Origin of the sequence: Mesorhizobium sp. M9A.F.Ca.ET.002.03.1.2, from assembly GCF_003952365.1 — a bacterium.
Classification (GTDB): Bacteria; Pseudomonadota; Alphaproteobacteria; order Rhizobiales; family Rhizobiaceae; genus Mesorhizobium.
Genome location: NZ_CP034443.1, coordinates 6,381,655 through 6,408,636 on the forward strand (window position 1 = coordinate 6,381,655; position 26,982 = coordinate 6,408,636).

Consider the following 26,982-nt stretch of genomic DNA (forward strand, 5'->3'; position numbering starts at 1 on the left):
GCATGACCCAACGACGGGCGGCTTAGGGTCAGAATGGCTGGTTTGGCGGAACGTCGGCTTCCGAGCCGCCAGATCGGTCCCGGAAGGGCTCGAAAGGGGCAGGCCGAGACGTCGGTATCCACGACTTGTACGTCCGCTATCGATTTTCGGATGCCGGAAGCGGCCCAGCTGCTTCCGCCCTAGGCTGCCGAGCAGCAACGCGCCTCATCTCGATCATTCCGCCGACCCTGGACGCATCGGTCCGTTGCCGCGTCGCTTTGATCATATCGCGGTTCGCTCCCGCAAGGCGCGAGAGCAGCACATGGTGGCAAGCAGCCGCCGTTCCGATCGACGAGACGAATGGCACATTCCACCCATTTCGGACGTTCCGCCGACTAGTTCGCGTCGACGTTGCCTGCGAGGTAGAAATGCGAGTGCCGATCTGTACGACCACAGCGCCGGCCGCAATCCAAGGCCAAGCTCGGCAATTGTGGGGCGTATGCTTATCTAACGATCAGTCGATCGCCTCGATACCTTGCGCCTTCAAGGCCGTTTCCGTCGCGAGCAATCGACATCGGCGTCGACTTGCGCTCCTATTGAAGCGTCACTTCGGCTCGTTCGCCGGCCTTGACGGTCACCCTACTTTCCTTCGAACTGTTGTCCGACTTCTCCGAGACGACCACGTAGTCGCCAGCCGGCAGCGCCGCCTGATGCTTCTCGTCATAGGCATAGCCGAACGATTTGCGGTTGCCGTTGAGGTCCTTCTTCGAATTGAAAATCTCGATCTTCGAGGCCCCTGGCGCGGTGACCGCCAGCACGCCGGCGTTCAAGGTGACTTTCACATCCTGAAACTCGCCGACCTTGACGCTGAACGGCTGCTCGACGACGGCAAGGTCGACCTCGGCAATCAACACATAGTCGTCGGGCGGCAGATCGAATTTGCTGTCGGGGCCATAGGCATAGGTCACTTCTTGCCTCGTTCCGTCGATCTTTTTCCTTGCCTTGAATACCTTGAAGCCGATGCCCGAACCGTCGGCCTTGTCGCCGCCGGCTGTATAGTAGGCGTTGGCGACGACATGTCCGACGCCGACGATGATGTCCTTGTCGATGACCCTGCCGGCAGCGAGCTGGATGGTTTCGGTAACCTCGCCCTTCCCGATCGTGACCGTCACTTTCTGGTCGCCGGCCGGCAACACGACTTTCGTGTCGCCATAATAGGTCGCGGGCATATCGACGCCCGGATAGGCGATCACGACAGCCGCGCCATCGGCCACATCCGCTCCCTCACTTGGCCGGGGATGAAGGATGAGCGTGCCGGCATTCAGGATGAAGAGGGGTTGTAGACCTGGTCCACCTCGACCTTGGCCTTCTGTTCGGTCCTGGCCTCGCCATAGCTCGCAACGACGATATAGTCGCCCGGCTCCAGATTGCCCTTGTAGGCGCCGTACTCGGTGGTGACGTAATCGCCGCGCGTGCCGTCGGACCTTGCCTTGTAGATCTCCCAGGAATTGCCGTCGGTGATGGGATCGCCGCCATCGGCTAGCGCCACGGCCGGCACGAAGTTGAACTCAGGCTTTTCCGACTCGGGAGCCGGCGGCGGCGCAGGCGCTGGTTCGGGCGCCGGTGCGGCGGTAATGGTTTCGGCCAGCGCGTCCTGCAGTGCTTGCTCGTCGGACGCCTGGATGTATTTGCCGCCGGTGTTGTCGGCGAGGCAGGCGACCTGCTTGCCCTCGTCCGCGGTCAGGCCGAAGCCGACGACGTCCGCGGTGAAGTCGACGCCGGCAGCTTCCAGTTCCTTACCGAGCGCGCAAGGGTCACCTTCGCAGGTCTCGAGCCCATCGGTGATGAGGATGACAGTTGCCCTGTCCTCGGTGTATTTCAGCGCCTCGGCCGCCTGCTTGACGGCTGATGTCAGCGGCGTCTTGCCAAGGAATTTCAGGCTGTCGGCGGCGGCGGAAACAGCACTTGCCGCGCCGGCCTGGGGCGGCACGATGAGCTCGATATCCTCGCAACTGCCCTTCTCGCGATGGCCATAGGCCATGAAGCCGATTTCCCTGTCGGCGGGCACCGACTGCAGCACCGTTCGGAGCGATTCGCGGGCGATTTCGAGCTTGGGCTTGCCGTCGATCTGCGCCCACATGGAACCGGAGGCATCGAGAATGACGATGACCCGGTCGGCGGCTAGGCCGAGCGTCGTCATCCATAACAGGAGCATCGCGGCAGCGACGCTCCGTGCAAGTCCCGCCATGAAAATCTCCCCCTCGTCAGTCGCCGCCAGTCCGGGGAAGCTATTTGACGCGGCATCAGGACACAAGCCCGGACGCCGGGCGTGGGCCACAAGATTGAACCAAGCCTACTCAATATGTCGTGCGCCGCTCTTCGGAAGGCGGCCGGCCGAACTGCAGCCGGTAGCTCTGGGCAAAATAGGAGTGCGAGGTGAAGCCGGTGGCGATCGCCACATCGAGGATCGGCATATTGGTCTGGCGCAGCAATTCGCGCGCCCGCTCAAGCCTGAGCCGCATATAATAGCGGCCGGGCGTCACGCTGAGGTGGCGCAGGAACAGGCGCTCGACCTGACGCACCGACAGGCCGGCTGACTTGGCCAGCTGAACCGCCGACAGCGGCTCGTCGAGATGATCCGCCATCAACTCGACAGTGCGCCGCAGCTTCTCCGATTTGCCGGTCAGGTCGCGTTCCGGCCCGACACGCTGGCGATCTCCGGCGGAGCGGATGCGTTCGTGCTGGAACTGGTTGGCGACGCCGTTGGCGAGGCTCGAGCCGAAATCGCTGCGCACGATCTCCAGCATCAGGTCGATCGAGGTGGTGCCGCCGGCGCAGGTGTAGCGCTTGCGGTCGATCTCGAAGACGTTGCCGGTGCAGTTGATGTCGGGAAACCGCTCGACGAAGCCGGCGCGATTTTCCCAGTGGATAGTGCAGCGATAGCCTTCGAGCTGGCCTGCCTCGGCGAGCAGATAGGAGCCGACCGACAGCGCGCCGAGCGCGTTGCCGCGCCGGCCCCAGCTGCGCAGCGCCGCCAGCACCTTGCTCTTGCCCGGGAATTCGGTCGTCAGCCCGACCGAGACGAAAAGGATGTCGACCGGCGGCAGATCGGCGACTGCGTAGTCGACCTTGAGCGGCAGGCCGTTGGAGGCCATGACGGCATCGCCGTCGGCCGACACCGTCGTCCAGCCATAGAAGTCGTGGCCGAGCAGCCGGTTCGCCGACCGGAACGTGTCGATCGCTGCGGCCAGCGAGAACATGGAAAACTTGTCGACCAGCAGGAACCCGAACTGCCGGCCGCCCTGAACGGGATCGTTCATGACCGGCCGTTCTGGGGGAACAGTGAGGTTCGGCAAAGCTGCGGCTTTCCAGGTTCAGAAGGACGGCCGTTTCAATCCGGCCGCGAGATAGGCGGAAGCTAGCGTGTTGGCCATCAGCATGGCAATGGTCATCGGCCCGACGCCGCCGGGCACCGGTGTGATGGCGCCGGCCGTCTTCGCTGCTTCCGCATAGGCGACGTCACCGACGAGGCGGGTCTTGCCTTCGCCTCTTTCGGGCGCGGCGATGCGGTTGATGCCGACGTCGATGACGGTGGCGCCTGATTTGACCCAGTCGCCCCTGACCATTTCAGGTCTCCCGACAGCGGCAACGAGAATGTCGGCGGTGCGCGCCAAAGAGGCCAAGTCCTTCGTGCGGCTGTGCGCGATGGTGACGGTGCAGTTGGCGGCAAGCAGAAGATTGGCCATCGGTTTGCCGACAATGTTGGAGCGGCCGACGACCACCGCATTGAGGCCGGAAAGGTCCTTGCCGCGCACGCGCTCGATCAGCAGCATCGAGCCGGCCGGCGTGCAAGGCACGAAGGCCGTCTCCAATTCGCCGGTGCCGAGCTTGCCGACATTGATGAAGTGGAAGCCGTCGACGTCCTTTTGCGGTGCTATTGCCTGGATGATCTTGCCCGCATCGACATGGCCAGGCAGTGGAAGCTGCACCAGGATGCCGTTGATGGCCGGATCGGCGTTGAGTTCGCCGATGACATCAAGCAGTTCCTGTTCGGAGGTTTCGGCCGGCAGCGTGTGCTGGACCGAATGAAAGCCGCATTCCTTGGCGGTGCGGGATTTGGAAGCGACGTAGACCTGGCTCGCCGGATCCTCGCCGACGATGACCACCGCGAGACCAGGCTTCAGCGCGCCCTTTTCCAACAGTTCGGCCGTCAAGGCCTTGACCCGCCGCACCACGTCTTCGGCGACTTTTTTTCCGTCAATCACTTCGGCCATGAACCACCCTCAACACCGTTCCGTCCAAAGAGCGTCGCGTCTGAAAGGACTGATGCGGCGCGCATTGGAGCTTTATCCTAGACATGTCGTCGTCCCAACCGCCGCGCACCCTGGGTCAGACCCGAGGGGAGGCTTTTGGGTGACATCAAGCGCGGCATTTTCACGAAAATTCGACCGGGCAATCCCGTCAAAGCGCCGTCTCATGCCGTTAACTCGAAACCGATGGCTTTTATTCTATCCGGCTATCAGAAATAGCGGCGCGATCGGCTTTCGGTGAGTTCGCGAACCGCTTCGCGGAATTCGCGCAGGCTGGCTCGGATTTCCTCGATCGAGTTTTTTTGTTCAGCGGCTTCCGAAGCCTGGTTTGCGTCGGCCGATGAGGCCGGAGGATAGACCGACTGCTGCTGTGGATAAGATACATGTCCGGCATGGGGCGCCATGGCCGGCGGATAGGGATAGCCGGCAGGCGGCGGCTGCATCTGCGAGGGATAGCCCATAGTTGGTTGCGTATAGGGGTACGCCTGCATGTGCGGGGCCGGGTACATCGCCTGCTGCGGACCATAGACGCCCTGCTGGAGTTGCGGCTGCCTGTAGCCGGCAGGCGCTGTCCGACGCGGCGCGAAGGGAGGCGACGGCTCGGGATAGGCCGCCGGATCCCGCTCCGCGCTTTCGGCGGTTGCCAGTGAGCCACTGGCCGGTGAGCTTGTGGAATGCGTGTTGGCAGAGTCTTGCCGGGCCTTGCGCGGCATGATCCTGCCCACGGCCGAGAGCAGCGCGCCGAGCGGACCTGGACGCCTGGTGGTGGCCTCGACCGGCGAAACGGGCGGCGGCGACGCCTGGTATGCCTTGTCTTCAATGGGCGCCCGGCGCTCTTGCATCCCGCGGCGCGAGCGCGAATTGGCGGTCTCACGCAGGCTCTCATAGGCGCCGCGCGTGGCGCCGATACCAACACCGGAAGCCAGGCCAGCCAGCAGGCCGGCAAGCGTTATCACAGCGCGCGACGGTCCGATCGGCTCGAGCGGGGCGAAGGCCTTGGAGATGACATTGATGTTGGCCGTGTTGATGTCCTTCTGCTCGCCGGTCTCCTTGGCGCGCAGAAGGTATTGTTCGTAGACGGAGCGCTTGGCGGTGGCGTCGCGCTCCAGTTCGCGCAAGGTGACCAAATCGCTGTTGACGTCGCCGCTGCGGACCTTCAATTGCGCCAGGCGGGAGGCCAGATCCTGTTCGAGCTGCACGGCACGTTTCAGGTCGACCTGCAGCGACGAAGCAATGCGGCGCAGTTCCGCGGCGATGCGCTCGCGCGCTCCGGCAAGCTGGGCATTGAGCGCCTGGAGCTCGGGATGGCGCGGCCCGAACCGGATCGCGGCGCGGTCGGCCTCCTGCTTGAGCGTCGCATATTGCGATTGCAATTCGCTCATGGTGTTGGAGTTGATCTCTTCCGGCAAGGTGCCGCTCAGAACCGAATTCACGTCGATCGAGCGCGCCGACGCCGCGCGGGCGTTAAGCTCCAGCGTGCGGGCGCGGGCGATGGCAAGCTGCTGGTTGAGCTTGAGCATCTCATCGTCGCTGATCAGATGGCCTTGCGCGTCGACGAGGTCATGCGTGGCCCTGAAATCCTCGACCTTGCGCTCGGCCGCTTCGACGCCCTTGCGCAGCTCGTCGAGCCTGCCCGTCAGTTCGCTGGTCGCGCGGCCGGCGGTGTCGGACTGGATCTGACCGAAAGTCTGCAGGAAAACGTCCGTCATCGTATTGGCGATGAGTGCCGACTTCTCGCCATTTTGCGTGGTGGCGCTGACGGAGATGACGAAGGTCTTGCCGCCGCGCTCGACCGAAAGGCTCTCGGCCAGATTGCCGACGGCCAGCGCACGGCGGCGGCCCTCATCGGCACCCGGCCCGTCATTGCGCGACAGGACCGACCGGATGAACTCCATGACGCCCAGGCCACTGGTACCTTGCCCGTTGAACTCCGGATCGCCGACGAGATTGAGCTTGTCCACGACCTTGTTGAGAACGGTGCCGGAGGTCAGCACGCGAACCTGGTTTTCGACGATGGCCAGCGTGGCGTCGGACGCGACCACCGATTGGGTGAGATCGCGGTCGGTGAGCTTCAGGTCGCGCGGGTCGACGATCAGTTCCGCGGTGGCTTCGTATTTCTTCGGCGTCGACAGCGCGATCGCGACGCCAAGCGCGGTGCCCAGTACCGTCGTGGCGACGATCAGCAGCTTCGACCGGGCAATGCCGCGGACGACCTGCATCGGATCGATCAACGGCTTCCATTCCTGTCCGTCGTCATCCTCGCGGGGAGACCGCTGCCCGTCACCGGCATATCGAGGATCGAACGCAGCGTATCGAGCATCGGACGTGGCGTGTCGAGGGTCGAACGCGGCGTATCGAGAATCGAACGCGGCGAATCGGGTGTCGGCATCGGAGCGGCGGTCCTCGGAAAGACCAGCAACCGGCTCCTCCCGCGGGCTGGTGTCAGCATAGCCCGCTTCGTCCCCGTCCGCCTCGAGCGGCACCCGGGCGGCCGAAGCGGATGCATGATCCGCCTGAGACTGGCTTGTCTCGTCGCTTGCCGGGAATTCCGGGGCTGCCGAGAGTTCCGGATTCGCTCGCGCCTCGCGGCGCAAGCGCGCGAGACGATGGCGCGTGGCGGCATCCTCGCGCCATGACGGGTCCGCCCGATCCCCGATCGAAACCAGCGATGGTTCTTCTTCGCCGCGTATCGCCTGGCCGAGCGCCAGTAGAGACCGCTCGCGCTTCCAATCTTCACGGTTTTGCCTGTCGACCATTGTCGTGGAGCTTTGCCCTTGGCGGCTTGGACGCGCGGTCAGCCATTCGTTAAGCCACGCTAAACAAGCATAGGAAACAAAAGGTTAATTTCCGAGCCCTGAAGACGCGGTTTCGCTCTTCGGTTGCATGCCCTGAACGCAACCGAAGCCCTCAGAACCGCGCGTTAAACTTTCCCGCCTATGCTGTCTCCGGCACATGACTCAGGCTGGCAACATCCCGCAAAGGCGGCCTGTCGCCCGGATCGGCACTTTCGTGGCCGAGCGGCGGGGGCTGGTTCGCGACTATCTTTCGGCGATCAGCGGCGCGGGCGGGCGGCTGGTGTTTTCGCTCGCCTATTTCATCGCGCTGGCCAACACGCTGTCCATCGCCGAGTTCGGCATGTTCGCCACCGCATCGGCGGCCGGCGTGATGCTGTCACGCATCCTCGCCTTCGGCTTCATCTCGGCGCTTTACCGAACCGCCACCATCCGCCCCAATCTGATCGGCACGTTCTCGGCCGGCTTCCTGCTGCTCGCCGTGATATCGCTGCCACTGCTGGCTGCCGCCTCCTACGGCGTCTACCTGATCTTCTTCGCCAGCACCGTGCCGCTGCCGGTCTTTGCGGCGATCGTGTTTGCCGAGGCGCTGTTGTGGCGGCCGGTCGAGGTGGCGCTGATCGTCAACAACGGTCTCGGCAAATTCGGCCGCGCCGCCCTGCTGACGATCCTTGCGACGGCCTTGCGGGCGCTGGGCGCCGTGCTGTTCATGTTCGCGGCGCAGCCGACCATAGGGGTCTGGTCCTGGTATTATATCGGCGCCAACGCCGCCTCGCTGCTCATCGCCTTCGGATTTTTCTACCCGCGCCAGAGACTGCGGCTGCGGCTGGAGCTCTATCTCAGGCGGCTCGCCGATTCCATCTACGTGGCCGGCGCGGAGGTGCTGTTCTACCTGCAGATGGAATTCGACAAGCTCTTGGTGCTGGCGATCGGCGGGCCGCACCTCGCCGGCATCTATGCCATCATCATGCGGCTGGTCGACCTGACCGCGATCCCGATCCGTACCTTCTCGATGATGCTGGTGCAGCGCATGATGCGGGCGCCGGAACTTCTGTCGCGCCTTTCGGTCAAGAGCGGCATCGAAGGCGGCGTGTTCCTGGTCTCGACGCTGGCGCTGGCGGCACTCGCCGTCGTGCTGCATTTCTTCCCCAACGCGCTGGGCAAGAATGTCGCGGAGGCCGCCCCTCTGGTGGCGCTGGCGATCTGCGTGCCGGGCCTGCGCAACCTGGTCGAATACCAGGCCGAACTTCTGTTCGCGCGCGGCCAGACGCTGGTGCGAACGATCAACCTGGCCCTGCTTGCCGGGCTGAAGGCGGTTCTGTTGACCTATGTGCTGACCACGATCCTGGACACGCCCGATCTGGTGCTGTCGCTCAACGTCGTCTTCCTGCTGCTCTATCTCGCCTCGATGCTGCTCACCTATTCGGCAATGCGCAAACCGGCGAAACCGATCTAGGCTCGAACTCGAGCAACTGGCTGCCGCCAACGGCCGAGACGCGGGTGGAAAGTTGCCCTTTCGACATGCAACATCCTTCCGTCACCTGAATCCCAATTGGAACGCCGTGCCTGTGGAATGTTGCCGTATGGCGTGGCCGTTGGTACGACTTGGTTGCGCCACTTGCCGACCTCAGCACCTCTAAGCGCGAACGTCTGGTGTGATGCCCGATGCGCGCGTTCGTAGGGCATCTCGCTGTTACATCGCGGTGACAAAAGCACCGCCACGGTGGCGTCAACCGGTTACACAGGGCAGGAAATATCTCCGGCCTTCTGGGAGTGGCGTGTCAGCGTCCCCAGAGGCTGCGTGGGCGTGTCGTCGGTTGGCTGTTAGCGCGGCGACTGGAACGCTCCACGCCTCGCAAGCGGGATAGCGAAATCTCGTGAAGGCAAGGTCAAGCTGCGTTCTCCGTTCTGAATCGGCGACGGGCGGCGGCTGGGAGAGATGGATGCCATGCACGTTGGGCGTCTGGAAGTTGGCGGGGCATGGGCGCGGGGCAGCCTGCGTGCACGTGCCTGGCCGGGCGGCGCAATGACAGCGCATCGCCGCCTCGCAGCGATCCTGGCTTGCGACGTGGTCGGCTATTCGCGCCTGACGGAGCGCGACGAGCGCGGCACGCTCGAGCGGCTGAAGAGCTACCGCAAGGACCTCCTTGAACCGCTGGTCTCCGAGCACCAGGGCCGGATCGTCAAGCTCACCGGCGACGGCATGCTGTGCGAGTTCGCGAGCGTCGTCAACGCGGTGACCTCGGCGATGGCGATCCAGCAGGCCCTGGCAGAACACGAGGCGGAGATGCCTGAGGAAGAGCAGATTCGCTTCCGCATCGGCGTCAATCTCGGCGACGTGGTCTGCGAGGAGGACGGCGACCTCTACGGCGATGGTGTCAACATCGCCGCCCGCCTCGAAAGCATCGCCGATCCCGGCACTGTGGTCGTCTCGGGCACCGCCTACGATCACCTTCAGGGCAAGCTCGACGGCGGCTTCACGCCGCTCGGCGACCTGCGCCTCAAGAACATCGAGCGGCCTGTGCGCGCCTATCGCGTCGAGACCGACGCCAGCGCCTCGGTGGCTGCACCGCCTCCCCTGCCCGCGAAACCCTCGATCGCGGTTCTGCCTTTCACCAACATGAGCGGCGACCCCGACCAGGAATACTTCGCCGACGGACTGGTGGAGGACATCATCACGGGATTGAGCCGGGTGAACTCCTTCTTCGTGATCGCCCGCAACTCGTCCTTCACCTACAAGGGCCGAGCGGTGGACCTGCGCCAGGTCGGGCGCGAGCTGGGCGTCCGCTACGTGCTCGAAGGCAGCATCCGCAGAGCAGGATCGCGGGTGCGTATCAGCGGGCAGCTGGTGGACGCGATCAGTGGGCACCATGTCTGGACCGACCGCTTCGAGGGCGACGTGAGCGACATCTTCGACCTGCAGGACAAGGTGACCGAGAGCGTCGTCGGTGCGGTCGAGCCGAGCATCAGGCTGGAGGAGATCAAGCAAGCGCGCATGAAGCCGACCGACTACATCGGTGCCTACGACCTCTACCTTCGTGCGCTGCCGCGCTTCTACAGCATGACGCGCGAAGGCTTCGCCGACGTGCGCCGGCTCACCAACGAGGCGCTCAGCATCGACCCAGGCTTCACCCTGGCGAAGGCACTCGGTGCCTATATTCGCAGCCTGTCCGTGAGTCAGTGCTGGCACGAGCCCGACGATATCCGCGTCGCCGTGCGCATGGCCCGCGAGGTGCTGGCGGACGCGCGAGACGACCCGACAAGCTTGCGTTTCGCCGCGCAGGTGATCGCCTACAGCGCCAAGGATTACGAGACGGCGCTGGACACGATCGAACGGTCCCTGCTCCTCAATCCCAATTCGGCGCAGGGCCATACGGGCAGCGGCTGGGTGAACGCCCATTCCGGCCGCTCCCTCGTCGCGATCGAGCACTTCCACAGGGCAATGCGGCTGAGCCCGGTCGACCCCGAGAAGGGCATCGCGCTCTCCGGCATCGGGATGAGCTACCTGATGCTCGAACGCTACGAGGAAGCGCTGGCTTGGGGAGAACGAGCGCTGCGCGAGATGCCGAATTACGGCTCCTCGCACCGGGTGGTGATCATGGCGCTGGTCAAACTCAATCGGCCGGACGAAGCGCAGGCGGCGGCGCTGCGGCTGATGGAGGCGTTCCCGACCTACACGCTCGGCCTGCAGAGGCAGATCAACCCGTGGCGGGACAAGGTCTTCGCCGAGCGCTACGTCGAGGCGCTGGGTATTGCCGGCGTGCCGGAGTGATCGTCGCGTTGGCAAAGATGCCTCCTGCGCGTCACGTCCGGCCAGGCGACGTCCCTTGACCCCACGTCGCTTCCGGAAGAATAGTTCTATGGCCGGCTTGTCCGAGGACTGAGCGCGTCGAGCAGTTGTGAACAGCCGGCGAGCTCTCTGTTGGGTTCGCGTCGAACTTCCGGGTTTCCACCCTGACGAGACCTACCGAGGGTGGGGTCGTCATGCGACGCCCCAACTGAACATCCGCAAGGGATCGAACCAGATCGTCCAGCGTGATCGGGTTTGGCCCCAGGACTAAACAAGCCCGATCAGGCGGCGGGTGCGGCCGATATCCGTACCGATGAAGGACTGCATGCCGATGGCCACCTGTTCCGGCGCCATGGCGGCGACGAAGCGGCGGAACTCGTCATCCGACAACGCTTCGCCCGTCCAGTGGACGCGGCAGAACTCCTCCGAGCCGTGGAAATGGCCGGCGCCCTCCAGCACGTCGTCGACAAAGCGGCCGTAGAGCATGCATTCGGAGAACTTGCGCGCCGCGCCGAGGACCTCGATCCAGTTGCGGCCGTGGATCTTCTCGAGCCGGGCGCAGTATGCCGTCACTTGGGGCCGAGTTCGGTCTTGAAGGTATCGAGATCGATCTGGAGACCGTTGAGGATAGTGCTCCAGTGGCGGACATAGGCCGCCTGCGTCACGGCCTCGGCGACCTCTTCGTCGGTCGCGCCGTGAGCCTTGGCCATCTCGGTCTCGAACCAGGTGCAGTAGCGGCACGGAATCTGCGCGGCCACTGCCAGGTTGATGAGCGACTTGACTTTTGGCTCCAGCGCGTTGTCGCCGTCGATCTCAAGGCCCTTGGTCATGGCCCAAGCGCCGGCGATCGCGGACTTAGGATAAGCTTTCATATGCGTGGGCACCACGCCGAAGGTCGCCTCCATGGACGCGCCAGATGTCGGATGGCGTCAGGCCAATGTCCTTGAGCTGCGCATCCGAGAGATGCCGCATCATCATGGCGTCGCGGCGCGCCCGATGCCTGCGCATCGCCGCGGCTGCGGCCAGCACCATCATCGCAATGGTCTTTCTCATTGGTCGTGTCTTTCGTGGTTGATCGAAGAATGCGGCGCTCAGCGCCGCACCTCGAATATGAGGTTGAATGGGGTTTCCGCGGCACGGCGGAAGTGCGTGAAGCCCGCCTTGCGGAACACCTCGGCTAGGCGCGCCTGTCCCGCCTGCGCGCCGAGCACCATGTTGCCGCCCTCGGAAATGGCGTGCGCGCAGCAGATCATGGTCGACGCCGAGTAGTAGAGTTGCGCCACCGGCGAGAGGTTGTCCTTGACGTGGTCGTGAGCGAACGGCTCGACGAGGAGGACGGTGCCGCCGGGCGCCAGCACCTTGGCCGCATGGCGAGCGGCGGCGACCGGATCGCCCAAATCGTGAAGGATATCGAAGAAGCAGATCAGGCCGTACTGCCCGTCCGGATAGTCGTCGGCCCGGGCAAGCGCGAAGTCGATGCGGTCCGACACACCCGCCGCCGCGGCATTCTGCCGTGCTTCGTCGAGGGAGGCGGGATGCGTGTCGAAGCCGTGGAAGCGCGAGTTCGGGAATGCCTCGGCCATGAGTTGCGTCGAATGGCCATGTCCGCAGCCGACATCGGCAACTGCTATACCCGTCTCGAGCTGCGCAACGACGCCTTCCAGCGCAGGCAGCCATTCCGGCACCAGGCTGGCACGGTAGCCGTTGCGGTAGAAAGCCGCCGAGCCGCAGGCAAGACGCCTGTCATGCTCGCCCCAGGCGACACCCTTGCCGGTGCGGAAGGCATTGAGTGCCTTGGCCTCGTCGAACCACATCGACGCCGGCACATTCCATGCGTGCGGAATGTAGACGGGGCTGCCCTCGTCGGCGAGCACCATCGCCTGCTCGGGCAGGAGTTCGTAGGTGTTGCTCAGCCCGTGATAGGCGATGTAGCCACCCGCTGCCTGCGCGTTCAGCCACTCGGCAACATAACGCTCGGAGCAGTCGGCCCGCGTGGCGATTTCCTTCGCGCTCAGCGGGCCGGCGCCGGCCATCGCCTTGTAGAGGCCGAGCTTGCTGCCCAGGCTGACCATCACCCCGGTATAACCGGCTGTCCGGTCGCCGATTGCGCGTGTGGCGAATGCCTCGAGCCTCGCCTCGTCGATCTTTTGTGTATCCAGCATCGTGCTGTCCCTTCATTGCTTGGGTTGTGTTCAGAAGCGGCTGTGGTGTAGGTCTTCCCCAAGCTGCGCGACAGAGCCGCTATCGCCCGCAATCGGTCCATTCGTGCCATGTCGGGCGCATTCTTGTGGCGCGGCGCGAAAGGTCGCGATGGTCGAGCAGGCGAACCGGAATGGATCGGCACCGCTGCGTGTCTGCCTCGTCGCTTTGCCGGATGCAGTCATCTCGACGATGGCAGGGATTTACGACGTCATGAACGGCGTCTCGATGATGGGGATCGCCAGCCCCGGCGCCGAGCATCCCTTTCAGGTCGAGATCGTCGGGGAGAATGCAGGCGCACTACGGCTTGCCAGTGGTGTCCCCATCGACGTGCAATGTTCGATCGACGATATCGCGGCATGCGACATCCTCATCGTCCCATCGGTCCTGCTGAAGCCGGGTGGATGGGAAACGGGTCGCTACCCGCGTCTCGTGGACTGGGTCCAGCGCATGCACGATGGCGGCGCGCGGCTCTGCTCCGCCTGTTCGGGCGTCTTCCTCTTGGCCGAAACGGGGCTGTTCGACGGCAAGGACGCAACGGTGCATTTCGGATACGCGAGCGAATTCGCGACCTGCTTCCCCGCCGTACCGATCCATCCCGAACGTGTGCTGGTGATCTCCGGTCTCCGCGAAGACCTGATCAGTTCGGGCGCGTCGAACACATGGCACGACATGGTACTCTACCTAATCGCCCATCACGTGGGAGCCACGGTCGCGCAGGAGGTTGCGCGGATGTTTGCACTGCAATGGCATCAGGACGGCCTGGCTCCATACATGATCTTCGAGGGGAGGAACGACCACGGCGACGCCGAGATCCAGAGCGCGCAAGCCTGGCTGACGAACCACTTCTCGATCGCCAATCCGGTCGACGAGATGATCAAGCGGTCGAAACTCGCCGAACGGACCTTCAAGCGGCGCTTTGCGGTCGCGACTGGCCTTGCGCCCATCGCCTACGTGCAGCGCCTGCGCATCGAGGATGCCAAACGAAGGTTGGAACGTACTGGTTCGCCCGTTGATGAGATCAGTTGGCGTGTCGGGTATGAGGATGCTGCGTTCTTTCGCCGTCTGTTCAAGCGCACGACAGGGATGACGCCCGGCGCCTACCGGCGGCGATTCCAGATACCGGAGTTCGCCCGAGGGTAGCCGTTGTTTGCGCAGTACACGGTACGGCGGACTTGAAGGCGCGAGTCATCTGGATCGGCGTCCCGTCTCGCGTGATAACGGGCGACCGAAAGTCACCGCGGAATGGCACCTTGTGGGTCATGACTATCCCTTGACCTCCCTTCAAGGATGGTCAGCAAGGGATCGAAGCCGGCCGTCCAGCGGGATCGGGTTTTGACCCCAGGTCTAGGGCGGGATGCGTTCAAATTGAAGTGGGCATCCCGCTCTATCTATTTGTTTTAGCCGCATTTGTGCGACGCCAAGTGATTCCACTTGGCTGCAAAATGCTCTAAACAAGCCCGATCAGGCGGCGGATGCGGCTGATATCCGTGCCGATGAAGGACTGCATGCCGATGGCCACCTGTTCCGGCGCCATGGCGGCGACGAAGCGGAGGAACTCGTCATCCGACAGCGCTTCGCCCGCCCAGTGGACGCGGCAGTACTCCTCCGAGCCGTGGAAATGGCCGGCGCCCTCCAGCACGTCGTCGACATAGCGGCCGTAGAGCATGCATTCGGAGAATTTGCGTGCCGCGCCGACGGCCTCGACCCAGCCGCGCGCGTGGATCTTCTCGATCCGGGCGCACATGGCCGTCACGGTTTCGCGGCGCCAGGCAATCAGCGTCGAAATATAATCGTGCGTCGAAACCACGGACGGGTCGATGCCGAGCGCCGAGCCCGCATTGCGCGACCAGACGCGGTGCTCCTCATGACCGTCGCCGGACAGCACGCCGTTGCGGCGGAACAGCCGCACCTTGCCGTCGCGCCAGAAGGCGCTGCAGTCGAACGGCTTGAGGAAGGCCACGTCGGAATCGCAGAAGACCAGCACGTCTTCCCCGGCATGCGCTGATATCGCGATGCGGCGAAGCTGCTGCACATGCCAGCCGCGCAGCGGCATGGTCTTCAGGCTGAGCCAGATGCGCCGGCGAAACAGGCTGAGCGGATCGTCGAAGGCATGCAGCCAGCGCGGCAGCAGATCCCGCTCGTCGACGACGGTGCGGCGGCTGTTTTCCAGCTGACGAAACAGCGCCACGTCGCGATGCTCGACAAGCAGATAGTGGTGCGCCACGCCGGAAACGTAACGGTCGAGGGTTTCGCACAGCAGGCGGCAACGTTCGAAATCCGGCGCATAGCTTGCCGTCACCACCGCCGCCGTCGGCGTCTGGCGAAGGACATCGGCTTCGGGATCAGGGCGCGGTACGAAGCGGCTGTTCAATGGCCTGCTCCGGGACCTGCTCCGGGGCGTGCTCTGGCTGACGTCGGCCGGCGCGAGAGTCTCTGACCGATGACACGCCACAGGAACAAAGGATTGCCGACGACGTAGCGGCGCCAGAGGCGGCCCGGTTCGATCCACAACCGAAACAGCCATTCGAGCCTGAGCCGGCGCATCCACAGCGGAGCCCGCGGTATTGCGCCGCTCAGGAAATCGAGCAGCGCGCCGACGGCGATCGGCAGCGTGCAGTGGCGTGCATCGATGTGGCGCGCGATCCACAGTTCCTGGCGCGGCACGCCCATGGCGACAAGCAGCACGTCCGGCCGCAATTTCGCGATGCGCTCGACGATTGCCGGTTCCTGGGCGGAGGAGAAATAACCGTCATGGATGACCACGAATCTGTGCTGCGCCGCAAGCGCCGCAAGCTGCGTCAACGCCGCCTCGGCGTTGACGTGCGTCGCGCCGAGCAGCCCGACCGTCAGCGGCCTGGCGGACGCCTGCAGGAAGGCAGGGATGAAATCGGTGCCGTTGAGATTGTCCGGAAACGGTGCCCCATAAAGCAGTTTCGCCGCCAGATCGACGCCGACGCCGTCCGGCAGGACGAGAAAATCGTCGAGCGCCTCGGCAAAGACCGGGTCCGTATAAGCGACATTGGCATTGTGGGCGTTGAGAAAGGTGACCTTGGTGAAGCGCCGCTCCGCAATCAACCGGGTCAGCAAGGCGACCGCGTCGTCCCAGCGGACGGCGAGGACCGATATGCCCAGGATCGATTTCAAACTGTCGACCCCGAACGCGGCGCGGGCGGTGTGCATGTTCATGCAAACACCTCCTGCCTGAGGGACCCGAGCTTTTTCAGGCCACGGCTGATTGCGGCATCGAGCGCCTTGACCTGCCGGTGATGGAAAGCGCTGCCGTCGACGTCCCTGATGTCGGCCGCTGCCGCTTCCAGGGCGCCGGCGAAGGCGACCGGATCATCGGTCACGACGCAATTGAGCGGGCGATGGTCGATGCCGCGCAGCGAATGGCTGGTGGCGACGGAAGGCAGGCCGAGTTCGAAGGTCTCGATGGTCTTGAGCTGCACGCCGCTGCCGGCGGTGCTGATCAGCGGGATGACGGCGGCACTGCGCACGAAAGCCTGCGCGTCCGGCACGCGCCCAGCGAATTCGACGCCGGGATGCGCGGACGTGACGCCCGACGGCAGGCCGCCGGCGACCCGGATCCGGAAATCAGCCTTTAGATGCGGCACCACATTCTCCAGGAACCAGTCGAGACCGATGCGGTTCGGCTGCCAGGTCCAGGTGCCGATCAACGCCGCGTCGCAATCGATACGGCGCGTTTCGTTTTGCACGGGCGACTCGGCGCACGTCACCAGCGGCAGCACCGCCGAACGGTCGTCGGAGGCGACGCCGAGCGCTGAGCGATCTTCCTCGGCCAGCGTGAAGACGAAGCGTGCCCGGCGGCAGAGCCGTTCTTCCATGGCCTTGAGCAGCCTGGCCTCACGGCGAAACAGCAGGCGCTGGAAAAGACCGCCCGCGGCAGCGGCATTCTCCTTGGCCGAACGGTGCTCGACATTGTGGGCGACGAAGATCGACGGCCGGTCGCCAAAGAGCTTTTCGAAAGCGCCGGCGAACTGCACCGAATTCAAGACGTACCCGTCGAAAGGCCCGGCTCGTTCGACGGCGGCGCGGACCTCGCTATCGGAGACCACGCGCAGCTTGACCGACGCGAAAGTGAGGCCGGAAAGCATCGCCATTGCAACCCAGGCGAGCTTTTGCAGCGATGACGCGCTTTCGGTGCGCACTTCCACGGCACCGAGCACGACGGTGTTTTGCGGATCGCTCGCAGGCTTGCCCGGCCAGGTGAAGCCGATCACGGTGACGCGCGCGCCGGCACGCCGCAAGGCGGCGATGATCGCGGCATTGGCGATCTCATAGCCCGAGGCAAGAGCGCCGTCGGGCACGATCGATGTGGCGAACAGCAGATGCATCTCACCTATCCTGAGCGGATACAGCTAGCGACGCGCGGTGAAGCCTTGATTAAGTGAAGGTATCTGGCGGCCCAGAGTTGCGGATTTACGGGCTTGTCCACGAAAGGTGATTAACGAAACGTTATCATCGCGATGCTATCGAGAACCAAACTCACCATCCTGGGCTGGACACGGATGATCCCCTTGCCATCGGACGGTTCGGTATCGATCGCGGGGCGGTCTCCGGGACTTGTCGCGGCGGCCGTCGAGGCGGTCGTCACGCTGCCGACCTTCAAGCGGCCCGAGCAGCTGCTGGCGACGCTGGCATCGCTCAAGGCCCAGCAAACCGGCAGGCGCTTCGCCGTCATCGTCATGGAGAACGAAGCCGAGGCGCGCGCCGGCGCCAAGGCGGCGCTGCCGCTGTTCGAGCGCGGCGACATTGCGGGCATGGTCATCGTCGCGCATGAGCGCGGCAATTGCAGCGCCTACAATGCCGGTTGGCAGACGGCGATCCTGCACTTTCCCGATTTCAGGCACCTGCTGGTCATCGACGATGACGAGATCGCCGATCCGCACTGGCTCGAGCGCATGTGCAAGGCGGCCGAGGCGCTCGGTGCCGACATCGTCGGCGGCCCGCAAGTGCCTGTGTTTGCCGACGCGGCCCATGCCAGATGGGCCGCGCACCCGGTCTTTGCCTCACCCTACCGGGAGACCGGGCGTGTGCCCGCGCTCTATTCCTCCGGCAATCTGCTGGTCGGACGCAACGTGCTCACCGCCATGTGTCCGCCCTTCCTCGACCTGAAATTCAACTTCATCGGCGGCGGCGATGCCGATTTCCTGAGCCGTGCCGCGCAGAGAGGTTTTGTGCTCGGCTGGTGCGCCGAAGCGCAAGTGCATGAGACCGTTCCGGCCCGACGTGTCGAAGCCGACTGGATCCGCGCCCGCAGCCTGCGCAACGGCGTCATCTCGACACTGGTCGAGAAGAAGAAACGGGCCGGCACGCCGTTCGCCGGCACCAAGGTGTTTCTGAAGAGCCTGGCGCTGCTTGCCGCCTCGCCGTTTCGCGGCGCGGTCAGGCTGACACGGACGGGATCGGCGGCGGCGGCTTTGTACCCCGTCCATGTCGCCCTCGGCCGCGTGCTTGCCGAATTCGGATATGCCAATGAGCAATACCGGCAGCCTGAGAAGAACTGAGCGCGCGCCGCTCAGCGCGGCGTTCACACGCGAAGGCATCGCGACCGCGGTGGCGGCGCTGCTGTTCACCGTGGTCCTGGTGTCGTTTCGGCCTTTTCAACCGGCAGGCGCCGAAACGACCGGCAACGGCGGCGACATCGTCAACCAGCTCGGTTTCGGCTCACTCGGCGCAATCTCGATCTTCTCGCTGATGGCGTTCGCCGACCCGCGCGTGGTGCGCTCGCTGCTCAGCCCGTCCTGGCTGCTGATGCTGGGTTTCCTCGTGCTGTCGGTGGTGATGGCAACGGACCCGCAGTCGGCAATGCGCGCCGCTTTCTTCACGTTGATCGGAATCTTGACGATGGCGACGATCCTGGCGGTTCCGCGTGACGCAGAGGCTTTCTCGAAAGTCATTATCTTTACCATCGTCGTCGTCATGGGCCTCTCCTATATCGGGCTCATCGTCTTTCCGCACGAGGCGCTGCACACCACCGATTCGCTGGAGCCGGAACATGCCGGGCTGTGGCGCGGCGTGTTCACCCACAAGAACATCGCCGGCCCGATCATGGCCTGCTTCAGCTTTGCCGGCCTCTACCTCTACCGGCGCGGACAGCGGCTTTGGGGCGCATCGATCTTCTGCGCGGCGATGATCTTCATGCTGCACACGGGTTCCAAGACGACGGCCGGACTGGTGCCGCTTTCGATCCTGATCGTCGTGCTGCCGAGCCTGATCGGCATGCGGCTAGGCACGCCGATCCTGTTCGCGTTGGCGGTCATAGCCACTGCGGTCGCCACGCTGGGCATCGTCTACCTGCCGCCGGTGCAGCATCTGGCGGCGATCTATTTCCCCGACCTGACCTACACCGGACGCACGACGCTGTGGGAGTTTGCCGGCGAGATGCTGGCGAAGCGGCCATGGACCGGCTACGGCTATGAAAGCTTCTGGGGCACGCCGCTGCTGCTCGACCAGGATCAGCCCTTCGACCGGGCCTGGGATATCAGGACCATCGTGCACGGCCATAATGGCTATCTCGACATCGCGGTGCTGATGGGTATTCCGGCGCTGTGCGTGGCGGTCTACACCTTCCTGATCGCACCGCTGCGCGATTATATGCGCATCCCCTTGCGCAAGGAAAACATCTATCTCGGCGACTTCTTCATGATGGTGGTGCTGTTCGCGGCACTGAACGCCTTCCTCGAAAGCTTCTTCTTCCACCGCGCCGATCCGGTCTGGCTGTTCTTCGTGTTCGGCCTGTTCGGCCTCAGGCAAGTGTCGCTGCGGCCGATCGCAGTTCGCCAGCAGTCCTGATCTCATCTTCCCAAGAGGGCTTTCCCGCCTGGTCGCGAGCGTCTATGGGAGAACCTTCTAGCGGAGGTTTTTCCATGACGATCAGGCTCGTTCTCGCCGGTTGCGGCAATATGGGCTACGCCATGCTCGCGGGCTGGCTGAAATCCGGCAAGCTTCCGCCGGCAGCGGTTTTCGTGGTCGAGCCCAATGCCGATTTGCGCAAGCGCGCCGAAGCGCTGGGCTGCAGTGCCGCCGCGGACGCCGGCGGCATTCCGGCGGATGCGGTGCCGTCGCTCGTCGTCATCGCCGTCAAACCGCAAGTGATCCGCGACGTGACCGCTGCCTACAAGCGCCTCGGTGACGGCCGCACCACCTTCCTCAGCATCGCTGCCGGAACGCCGGTCGCCACCTTCGAGGCCATCCTGGGCGACCGCGCGCCGATCGTGCGCTGCATGCCCAACACGCCGGCGGCCATCGGCAAGGGCATGATGGTGGTGTTTTCCAACCGGCTGGTGTCCGACGACACCAGGCGTTTCGTCGCCGACCTGCTTTCGGCGAGCGGCGAAGTGACCGATATCGATGACGAGGGCCTGATGGACGCGGTGACGGCGGTGTCCGGCTCGGGACCGGCTTACGTCTTCCACTTCATCGAGGCGCTGACCGTGGCTGCCGAGAAGGCAGGATTGCCAGCCAAAACCGCCAGGCTGCTGGCCATGCAGACGGTCCATGGCGCTGCCTCGCTTGCCGCCGAAAGCGGCGAGGAGCCGGGCGTGCTGCGCCAGCAGGTGACCAGCCCCAACGGCACCACGGCCGCCGCCCTTGCCGTGCTGATGGGCGAGGACCGGCTGACGCATCTGCTCACCGACGCTGTGGAAGCGGCGCGGCTAAGGTCGATCGAACTGGGGAAGTAGCCCTCAGTTCGCTCCGTACAGCATCTCGTCCTGCAGCCGGCGCAGGGCGAAAAGCCTGGTCGTCGGGTCGGGCGCGGCATTGCCTGATGTCAGCAGCTCACCCTTCCTGACCGGTTTCAGCACCTTGCCGCCTTCAAGCAGGCCGACCGGCACGGCGCGATTGGCGCGTGCCTCTTCGACGGTCATGGTCCAGGAGCGGTAGCAGGTCTCGCCAATCGCATCGAAAATCTCGCCGGCTGCCAGATCGCGCTTGGCCACGGCGCAGACCTCGGCGACCGGCCTCGGCAGCGGCACCATGTCCGGCTTGCCATAGAGCGCGATGCGGGCGGCGGTCAGCGGTACTTCCAGCGAGGTCAGATGATAAGGCCGGAAGAAGCTGTAATAGGGGCCGTGGCCGATATGCAGGTCGTCCATGCGCTCGACGATGCGCGGATGCGTCGCCTCGACGATGACGAAGACGCCGGGCGCCACGCCCTTGCCGATGGTGTAGTCGACGACACCCTTCCTCGACAGGATGCCGCCATCCGCGCGCGGGATGAGCACCTTGGCCAGTTCATCGCGATCGGCCCTGGGACCGTGCATGCCGGCAATGTCGGGCACCAGCCCGGTGGCGTTGGCGATAGCGCACATCTCGACCATGGTCTTGGATCCGTCGACGAATTCGACCAGCATGCGCGGGTTCATGTTGCGGCGCAGCGCTTCCGCGCGATAGTCGTCGGGAACGGCGTCGTGGTTGAGCGGGTTGTTCTTGCCCTTGCCGGCCGAGACGATGGCGTAGCCGAGCGCGGAAGCGAATTCGATCAGCTCCATGCAGCTCGACGGCTCGTCGCCGGCGCCGACCGAATAGACCACGCCGAGCCGGTCGGCCTGCTGCTTCAGATAGCAGCCGATGGTGACGTCGGCCTCGACGTTCATCATCACCAGATGCTTGCCGTGCTCCATAGCCATCAGGTCGAAATCGGCGGCGACGCCGGGCTTGCCGGTAGCATCGATGACCACGTCGATCAGCGGATTGGTCACCAGCATGTCGTTCGAGGTGATGGCGATCTTGCCGCTTTCGATCGCCTCGGTGACCTTCGTGTCGGTCTCGGCCTCCCGCGCCATCGCCTCGTCGCCGTAGGCGATGCGAATGGCATCGCGCGCGGTGTGCGGGCGGCGGGTCGAGATGGCGCATACCGAAATGCCCGGCATCAGCATGCCCTGCGTCACCAGGTCCGTGCCCATCTCGCCGGAGCCGATGACGCCGATGCGCACCGGGCGGCCTTCTGCGGCGCGCTTGGCGAGATCACGGGCAAGCCCGGTCAGGGCGACATTGGTCATGCGCAAGTCCACTGAATTTTGATGTTTGGGCGGGAATAGCAGGGAAAGGTAACCTTTTGCCAACGAAACCGGCCGCAGGCGCCAATTTCTTGGCGCGTGACCCCGAGAACCGAGTTGGTGCCCGCAAAGATCATGCTCCGGCCCAAAGTGCCAGAGGATCTTTTTGGAGCCAACGTTCGCGTTCTATCCAGCGCCAGCGAGACCTGTGACGCGCTACGCGGCGTCTGGCCTGGAAGAAGCTGGTTCAGCGCCGGCGGACGGCGAGGAGCGCGGCTAAACAAATGGAGGGAAATTCTTAGTCATTCCTTTATGCATCCTTGCTTGAATAGGGCATGGAACGGCGTGCCCGCACCTTCAGGCGTTTTTTCCGCTGGCCGCGACGCATCGGCGAGAGCGGCAACGTTGCCACTATTTTTGCCCTGTCTTTGCCAATTGTCGTCGGCGGAGCGGGCCTCGGTGTCGAGACTTCCTACTGGTACTATAGCAGCCTGAAGCTACAGGCAGCGGCGGATGCGGCAGCCTATGCCGGCGCTTTGGAAAAAGTTCTGGGATCCGACAAGCCGGCGGTTGTCTCGGCCGCGACGCTGTCGGCGACCACGAACGGCTGGGCACCATCGACAGGCACAATCGAGGTCTTCACGCCTCCATCGTCCGGACCGAATGTCGCAAAAAAGGCGGTCGAGGTCATCGTTCATCAGAATCTCGACAGATTTTTCACGTCGATATTCACGCAAGACGCAGTAGGCGCCCAGGCAAGAGCGGTGGCTCTTATCACTGACGCTTCGAAAGCCTGCGTTCTGGCGACCAGTCCGTCCGCTTCGAAAGCGGCGCTCTTTTCCGGCAGCTCGACCATGAAAATGACGGGCTGCTCCATCATGTCGAATTCGATAGCGCCGGACGCCATCAAGCTTCAGGGATCGGCAAGCCTTGACACCGATTGCCTGATATCGGCCGGTGGGATGTCATTGGCCAATCCCGTAAAGACCGTCTGCACCAGTCCGATAACCCAGGCGTTGCCCGCTGGCGATCCTTTTGCCGACCTGCCGGCGCCACCAGCCACGAACCCCTGTCAAAACAGCAATCAGTCGACGCTGCAGCCTGGAACATACTGCAAGGGGCTCAGCTTGAGCGGCACTGTAACGCTCTCGCCCGGGGTATACGTCATTCAGGGGGGCGATTTCAAAGCGAACTCGAATGCAAGTATTTCCGGCGAGGGCGTTATCATCTATCTCGCCGGCAGCTCCGGCGTCAGCATGAACGGCACGGCCACCGTCAAGCTTAGCGCACCGACGTCAGGCACCTATTCGGGCGTGCTGTTTTATGGCGACAGAGCAAACCTGGCGGGATCGAACACGTTTAATGGCACGGCGGATTCGCTTTTGACCGGCGCCCTGTATTTTCCAACGCAGGCGGTCAATTACCTCGGCAATTTCTCGGGCAAAGGTGGTTGCACACAGGTCGTCGCCAGCACCGTCCAGTGGTCCGGCAACACAAGCATCAACCAGGATTGCACCAGCCTCGGGATGCGAGAGATTCCGGCGACGCAGTCCGTTCGGCTTGTCGAGTAAGTTCGTGGAACGGCGACCGGTCCAGGTTTTCCGGAACGATTCGGGCGCTGCCGCGGTGGAGTTTGCGCTGGTTTTGCCGATCCTTTGCCTGGCACTTCTTGGCGTCATTAACGGCTGGTCTTTCGTATCAAGCTCGTTGTCGATGCGTGCAGGCGTCAAGACGGCGGCAAATCTTGTGATGGAAGGAGCAGCCAACGACCCGGCCACCCAAGCCGTTGCCCTGTCGAGCTGGGAAAGCCATCCAGACGACGCGCAGGTTACTTTGGGGCGTAAATACATGTGCGGGAGCACCGTGGTCGATCCATCGACCCTGTGCAACGGTTTGAAAGCTCCCTCGGTCTTCGTTGAAATACAAGCGACAGCGACCTGGTCCCCGCCCTATAGTTTTGGCGTGTTTTCCCTGTCGCGCGAGATCAGTCACCGACAGGTGATTCGTGTTCGCTAAACGGAAAGCTTTCACGCGTGATGGATCAGGCGGAGCTGCGTTGGAGTTCGCGCTGATCGCGCCTTTTCTGATGGTGCTTCTGTTCGGCATCTTCGCATTCGGCTGGGCCCTGAATGCCATGTCGAGCGTTCGATACACGCTGGAAACGTCTTCGCGTGCGCTGCAGATGAAGAACTCGCTGACCGAGGCCGACATAAAAGCCATAGCGACGGCAAAACTGCTGAGTCTGGGACTAAGAGATGTCGACGTAACGATAGCGATCGACCCCCCCAGCGGCGGCTTCCGCATGGCGCATCTCACGGCCAGATATGCTTTCGTGATCCAGTTCCCGTACGTCGACCAGTATCCGATACATTATGCGACAACCGTCACAGTTCCGCTGGTCGCATCGTGAGCGCGCCTCTACCCAACAGGACGCCGCCAATTGATCAGCGCCGCCGTGAGGTCGACCGGCCGGTCGGCGGCGTGAGCAAAACGGATCGTCGTTCCAATGCATGTCGCCAAAAACGCACAGTGGTTTTGGGATAATGACTGCATAAAAACAAACTTAAAGCGCGTCGCCTGAATCTCTTCAAACGCGACGCGCTTTTAATGGCCACAGAGACATTTCTCTGGACAGGACAGCCGCACCGCGGCCGGCTCGTCTGCCGGCTTCGTCAGAACTTGTATGCGACGCCTACGGAAACGGTGTGCATCGTCAGGTCGACTTCGCCGCGCGTGATGTCCTCTGTACCGAAATCGTAATAGCGATACTCGGCCCGGCCAAGCCAGTTGTCGGTGAAAGCATGTTCAACGCCGAGCCCCGCGGTCCAGCCGGTGAAGCTCAGATCGTCATCTTCCCCCACCACGATCGAAGGCACTTCGCCGTGCGCAAAAGCAATACCCGCGGTGCCGAAAAGCAAGGTGCGATCCCAAGCATAGCCCAGGCGTCCGCGCACGGACCCGAACCAGTCGATCTCGGCGTCGTCATCATCGTCGAGCTCGATCCAGCTCTTGTTTATGTCGCCCTCGATACCGAACACGAAATTCCCGGACTGGAAATTATAACCGGCAAGCGCTCCAACAAATGGTCCGTCCAGATCGACCGATCCAACAGTTGGCGGAGCGGTGAAAATCGTCACATCCGCATCAGCCCAGCCATATCCGGCTTGCGCGCCGAGATAGAAACCGCTCCAGTCATAGACCGAAGCGACCACAGGCTCCTCATACACCGGGTCCGCCGCGAGAGCACATCCACCCCAGGCAAGCAGCATCGCGGCGGTGAGAGCAGTCCGTCTGATGGAAAACATGGTACCCCTCCTCGGCTCAAGATAGGTCTCACGATAGCCGGCTATGCCCCCAAAGTCTGTTGCTGAATTGCAACGGTTGCGGGAAACCTTGGAGCCTCGACCTCCCGTCAACGGCACCGGCAAGCGGCCGGGCCATCGGGAACGGCAACATGGCAGAGCCCAATCTTTCAAATCGGTCGAATCGCTATCGACCGAGAGGCGGTGCGAGAGGTGACGCCAAAACCCAGGTCCATCACCCAAATTCCGGATTCAAACGACAGCAACTTCTCCAATAGGCTGCTCTGGTCCGTTCCCGTGTTGCCTCTAATTGCCTGCTGAGGAGCAGGAGAGGCAAGATATGTGGAATGTGGCGAAAGAGGGATGGGCACTCCTAGCGGAGAGCATTGTCGGCTTCATCAATGACAATGCCCTGACTCACGGGGCAGCAATGGCGTTTTACGCCACGACCTCGCTTGCGCCGATCCTGCTCATCGTTGTCGCTATCGCTGGCCTGGCCTTCGGAAACGATGCGGCGCAACTTGCTCTTTCGGCTCAGCTCGTGGGCCTGATGGGTCCGCAGAGCGCGGAGCTTCTGCAATTGACAATCGAAAACGCATCACGTCGGACAGCGGGCACTCTTGCCACGATTTTGGGGCTCGTCGCGCTGTTCGTCACCACATCCGGCGTGTTCGGCGAAATGCAGCTTGCCCTGAACGATATCTGGAAAGTCAAACCGAGTGGAACGTCGATTTCCAGGCTTGTGCGAGCCCGCGCCGCAAGCCTTGGGCTCGTCGCAGCGCTCGGCTTCCTGCTCCTGGTGTCGCTGGTCGCGAGCGCTGCAATTTCGGCGCTTGGGCAAATCATCAACGCATATCTACCCTTCGGCACCATGATCCTGAGCGCAATCAACGGGATCGTCTCGTTTGCCCTGATCGCGCTTTTGTTCGCGGCAATCTACAAGGTCCTGCCCGACCGCGCGCTGCGATGGCGCGACGTTGGCCTCGGCGCCGTGGTCACGGCGTTTCTCTTCACGATCGGCAAGTCGCTGATCGGCTGGTATATCGGAGCCAGCGCAACCGCATCCTCATATGGGGCAGCCGGCGCACTGCTCGTCGTGCTGCTGTGGGTCTATTATTCGTCCGAGATCTTTCTGCTGGGCGCCGAATTTACACGAGCCTACTCGGTTCGATACGGCAGCCGGTCCGATCTGGAGGAGACGATCATAGCCAGTGATCGCGAACGGAAGCTGGCTGCGGCGGCCAGGATTGAAAACTCCGAAAACGAAATCGTCGGCTGGATTGTTTTCAGCAGCCTGCTCACCGCGTTTTTAAGCCATTTCTGGCATCGCCGCCACCGCTGAGGCGTCCGGCGCGGCGCCCCGAGGCCAGCTTAGTCTTGGGGACCTCCGGTCGAAGCGACGTGCGAAGTTCCTTCGCCGCAGCCACCAGCTCGGCGCGGCTGCTTCCATATTTCTTGATCAACTGATGGACTTGCGCTGGGGTGATGCCGTTTTGCCGGGCAAAATGCCTTACTACATAATCCTCGCTGCCAGAAATCCGATCCCGGTGGCGGGGATAGAGCTTCGCCGCGTCGGCTGTCATG

General features: G+C 63.5%; 22 protein-coding genes and 2 pseudogenes. 10 read left to right on the top strand and 14 right to left on the bottom strand.

Annotation, left to right across the window (positions count from 1 at the left end; genetic code table 11):
• Positions 1-572 precede the first annotated feature (572 nt).
• The 4 genes and pseudogenes from EJ066_RS31040 to EJ066_RS31055 form a co-directional block, all read right to left on the bottom strand.
• A pseudogene (locus EJ066_RS31040) lies at positions 573-2,227 on the bottom strand (VWA domain-containing protein).
• Positions 2,228-2,336: 109 nt separating this feature from the next.
• Positions 2,337-3,299, bottom strand: coding sequence for a GlxA family transcriptional regulator (locus EJ066_RS31045; RefSeq protein WP_126043668.1), 963 nt, complete (start codon positions 3,297-3,299; stop codon positions 2,337-2,339).
• A 54-nt stretch (positions 3,300-3,353) separates the two neighbouring features.
• Positions 3,354-4,253: a bifunctional methylenetetrahydrofolate dehydrogenase/methenyltetrahydrofolate cyclohydrolase FolD gene (folD, locus tag EJ066_RS31050; RefSeq protein WP_126043669.1), complete on the bottom strand. Its 900-nt coding sequence runs from the start codon at positions 4,251-4,253 to the stop codon at positions 3,354-3,356.
• 245 nt (positions 4,254-4,498) lie between these two features.
• Positions 4,499-7,045 carry a GumC family protein gene (locus EJ066_RS31055; protein ID WP_126043670.1) on the bottom strand — a complete coding sequence of 849 codons (2,547 nt, stop codon included), beginning with the start codon at positions 7,043-7,045 and terminating at the stop codon, positions 4,499-4,501.
• Positions 7,046-7,241: 196 nt separating this feature from the next.
• Here EJ066_RS31055 and EJ066_RS31060 point away from each other — a divergent pair, with 196 nt between their 5' ends.
• Positions 7,242-8,537 carry a lipopolysaccharide biosynthesis protein gene (locus tag EJ066_RS31060; protein ID WP_126043671.1) on the top strand — a complete coding sequence of 432 codons (1,296 nt, stop codon included), beginning with the start codon at positions 7,242-7,244 and terminating at the stop codon, positions 8,535-8,537.
• A gap of 492 nt (positions 8,538-9,029) precedes the next feature.
• On the top strand, positions 9,030-10,853 hold the full coding sequence (locus tag EJ066_RS31065) for an adenylate/guanylate cyclase domain-containing protein (protein ID WP_245455045.1): 1,824 nt from the start codon (positions 9,030-9,032) through the stop codon (positions 10,851-10,853).
• A 285-nt stretch (positions 10,854-11,138) separates the two neighbouring features.
• Here EJ066_RS31065 and EJ066_RS31070 read toward each other — a convergent pair.
• The 4 genes and pseudogenes from EJ066_RS31070 to EJ066_RS31085 form a co-directional block, all read right to left on the bottom strand.
• Positions 11,139-11,426, bottom strand: a pseudogene (locus EJ066_RS31070) (hypothetical protein); the annotation flags it as partial.
• A 14-nt stretch (positions 11,427-11,440) separates the two neighbouring features.
• A complete protein-coding gene (locus EJ066_RS31075) occupies positions 11,441-11,701 on the bottom strand; it encodes a carboxymuconolactone decarboxylase family protein (protein WP_245455046.1) in 261 nt (86 codons plus the stop codon).
• 25 nt (positions 11,702-11,726) lie between these two features.
• A complete protein-coding gene (locus tag EJ066_RS31080) occupies positions 11,727-11,924 on the bottom strand; it encodes a DUF1127 domain-containing protein (RefSeq protein ID WP_126043673.1) in 198 nt (65 codons plus the stop codon).
• A 38-nt stretch (positions 11,925-11,962) separates the two neighbouring features.
• Positions 11,963-13,033: a methyltransferase domain-containing protein gene (locus EJ066_RS31085; RefSeq protein ID WP_126043674.1), complete on the bottom strand. Its 1,071-nt coding sequence runs from the start codon at positions 13,031-13,033 to the stop codon at positions 11,963-11,965.
• A gap of 148 nt (positions 13,034-13,181) precedes the next feature.
• On the opposite strand from EJ066_RS31085, the gene EJ066_RS31090 reads away from it, so the two are divergent.
• Positions 13,182-14,213, top strand: coding sequence for a helix-turn-helix domain-containing protein (locus tag EJ066_RS31090; protein WP_126043675.1), 1,032 nt, complete (start codon positions 13,182-13,184; stop codon positions 14,211-14,213).
• A gap of 307 nt (positions 14,214-14,520) precedes the next feature.
• Here the strand turns inward: EJ066_RS31090 and EJ066_RS31095 are convergent, their stop codons facing one another.
• The 3 genes from EJ066_RS31095 to EJ066_RS31105 are packed head-to-tail and all read right to left on the bottom strand — an operon-like array spanning position 14,521 to position 17,428.
• Positions 14,521-15,444 (bottom strand): DUF6492 family protein, encoded by a 924-nt coding sequence (locus tag EJ066_RS31095; protein WP_126043676.1) that lies wholly within the window; start codon positions 15,442-15,444, stop codon positions 14,521-14,523.
• The gene (locus EJ066_RS31100; RefSeq protein ID WP_126043677.1) at positions 15,441-16,259 is read right to left on the bottom strand and encodes a WecB/TagA/CpsF family glycosyltransferase; all 819 of its coding nucleotides are present in this window, start codon (positions 16,257-16,259) and stop codon (positions 15,441-15,443) included. The genes EJ066_RS31095 and EJ066_RS31100 overlap by 4 nt, the downstream gene beginning before the upstream one ends.
• Positions 16,256-17,428 carry a glycosyltransferase family 4 protein gene (locus EJ066_RS31105; RefSeq protein WP_126043678.1) on the bottom strand — a complete coding sequence of 391 codons (1,173 nt, stop codon included), beginning with the start codon at positions 17,426-17,428 and terminating at the stop codon, positions 16,256-16,258. Before EJ066_RS31105 ends, EJ066_RS31100 begins: the two co-directional genes overlap by 4 nt.
• Before the next feature lie 174 nt (positions 17,429-17,602).
• Here EJ066_RS31105 and EJ066_RS31110 point away from each other — a divergent pair, with 174 nt between their 5' ends.
• The 3 genes from EJ066_RS31110 (at position 17,603) to proC (ending at position 20,779) form a co-directional block, all read left to right on the top strand.
• A complete protein-coding gene (locus EJ066_RS31110) occupies positions 17,603-18,601 on the top strand; it encodes a glycosyltransferase (RefSeq protein WP_126044117.1) in 999 nt (332 codons plus the stop codon).
• Positions 18,570-19,889: an O-antigen ligase gene (locus EJ066_RS31115; protein WP_126043679.1), complete on the top strand. Its 1,320-nt coding sequence runs from the start codon at positions 18,570-18,572 to the stop codon at positions 19,887-19,889. The genes EJ066_RS31110 and EJ066_RS31115 overlap by 32 nt, the downstream gene beginning before the upstream one ends.
• Positions 19,890-19,963: 74 nt before the next feature.
• Entirely contained in the window at positions 19,964-20,779 is an 816-nt protein-coding gene (gene proC / locus EJ066_RS31120) for a pyrroline-5-carboxylate reductase (RefSeq protein ID WP_126043680.1), read from the top strand.
• Between the two features lie 3 nt (positions 20,780-20,782).
• Here proC and EJ066_RS31125 read toward each other — a convergent pair whose 3' ends face one another.
• The gene (locus EJ066_RS31125) at positions 20,783-22,099 is read right to left on the bottom strand and encodes an NAD(P)H-dependent oxidoreductase (protein ID WP_126043681.1); all 1,317 of its coding nucleotides are present in this window, start codon (positions 22,097-22,099) and stop codon (positions 20,783-20,785) included.
• Between the two features lie 332 nt (positions 22,100-22,431).
• Between EJ066_RS31125 and EJ066_RS31130 the strand changes: the two genes are divergently transcribed.
• The 3 genes from EJ066_RS31130 to EJ066_RS31140 are packed head-to-tail and all read left to right on the top strand — an operon-like array spanning position 22,432 to position 24,506.
• The gene (locus EJ066_RS31130) at positions 22,432-23,667 is read left to right on the top strand and encodes a pilus assembly protein TadG-related protein (RefSeq protein WP_126043682.1); all 1,236 of its coding nucleotides are present in this window, start codon (positions 22,432-22,434) and stop codon (positions 23,665-23,667) included.
• Positions 23,668-23,671: 4 nt separating this feature from the next.
• Complete coding sequence (locus EJ066_RS31135; protein ID WP_126043683.1) at positions 23,672-24,112, top strand: TadE/TadG family type IV pilus assembly protein; 441 nt, start codon at positions 23,672-23,674, stop codon at positions 24,110-24,112.
• Between the two features lie 40 nt (positions 24,113-24,152).
• Positions 24,153-24,506, top strand: coding sequence for a TadE/TadG family type IV pilus assembly protein (locus tag EJ066_RS31140; RefSeq protein WP_245455047.1), 354 nt, complete (start codon positions 24,153-24,155; stop codon positions 24,504-24,506).
• Positions 24,507-24,768: 262 nt separating this feature from the next.
• Here the strand turns inward: EJ066_RS31140 and EJ066_RS31145 are convergent, their stop codons facing one another.
• Complete coding sequence (locus EJ066_RS31145) at positions 24,769-25,401, bottom strand: outer membrane protein (RefSeq protein WP_126043685.1); 633 nt, start codon at positions 25,399-25,401, stop codon at positions 24,769-24,771.
• A gap of 337 nt (positions 25,402-25,738) precedes the next feature.
• Between EJ066_RS31145 and EJ066_RS31150 the strand changes: the two genes are divergently transcribed.
• A complete protein-coding gene (locus EJ066_RS31150; protein WP_126043686.1) occupies positions 25,739-26,740 on the top strand; it encodes a YihY/virulence factor BrkB family protein in 1,002 nt (333 codons plus the stop codon).
• Here EJ066_RS31150 and EJ066_RS31155 read toward each other — a convergent pair.
• Positions 26,697-26,981 (bottom strand): DUF3606 domain-containing protein, encoded by a 285-nt coding sequence (locus EJ066_RS31155; RefSeq protein ID WP_126043687.1) that lies wholly within the window; start codon positions 26,979-26,981, stop codon positions 26,697-26,699. The genes EJ066_RS31150 and EJ066_RS31155 overlap by 44 nt on opposite strands.
• Position 26,982 lies beyond the last annotated feature (1 nt).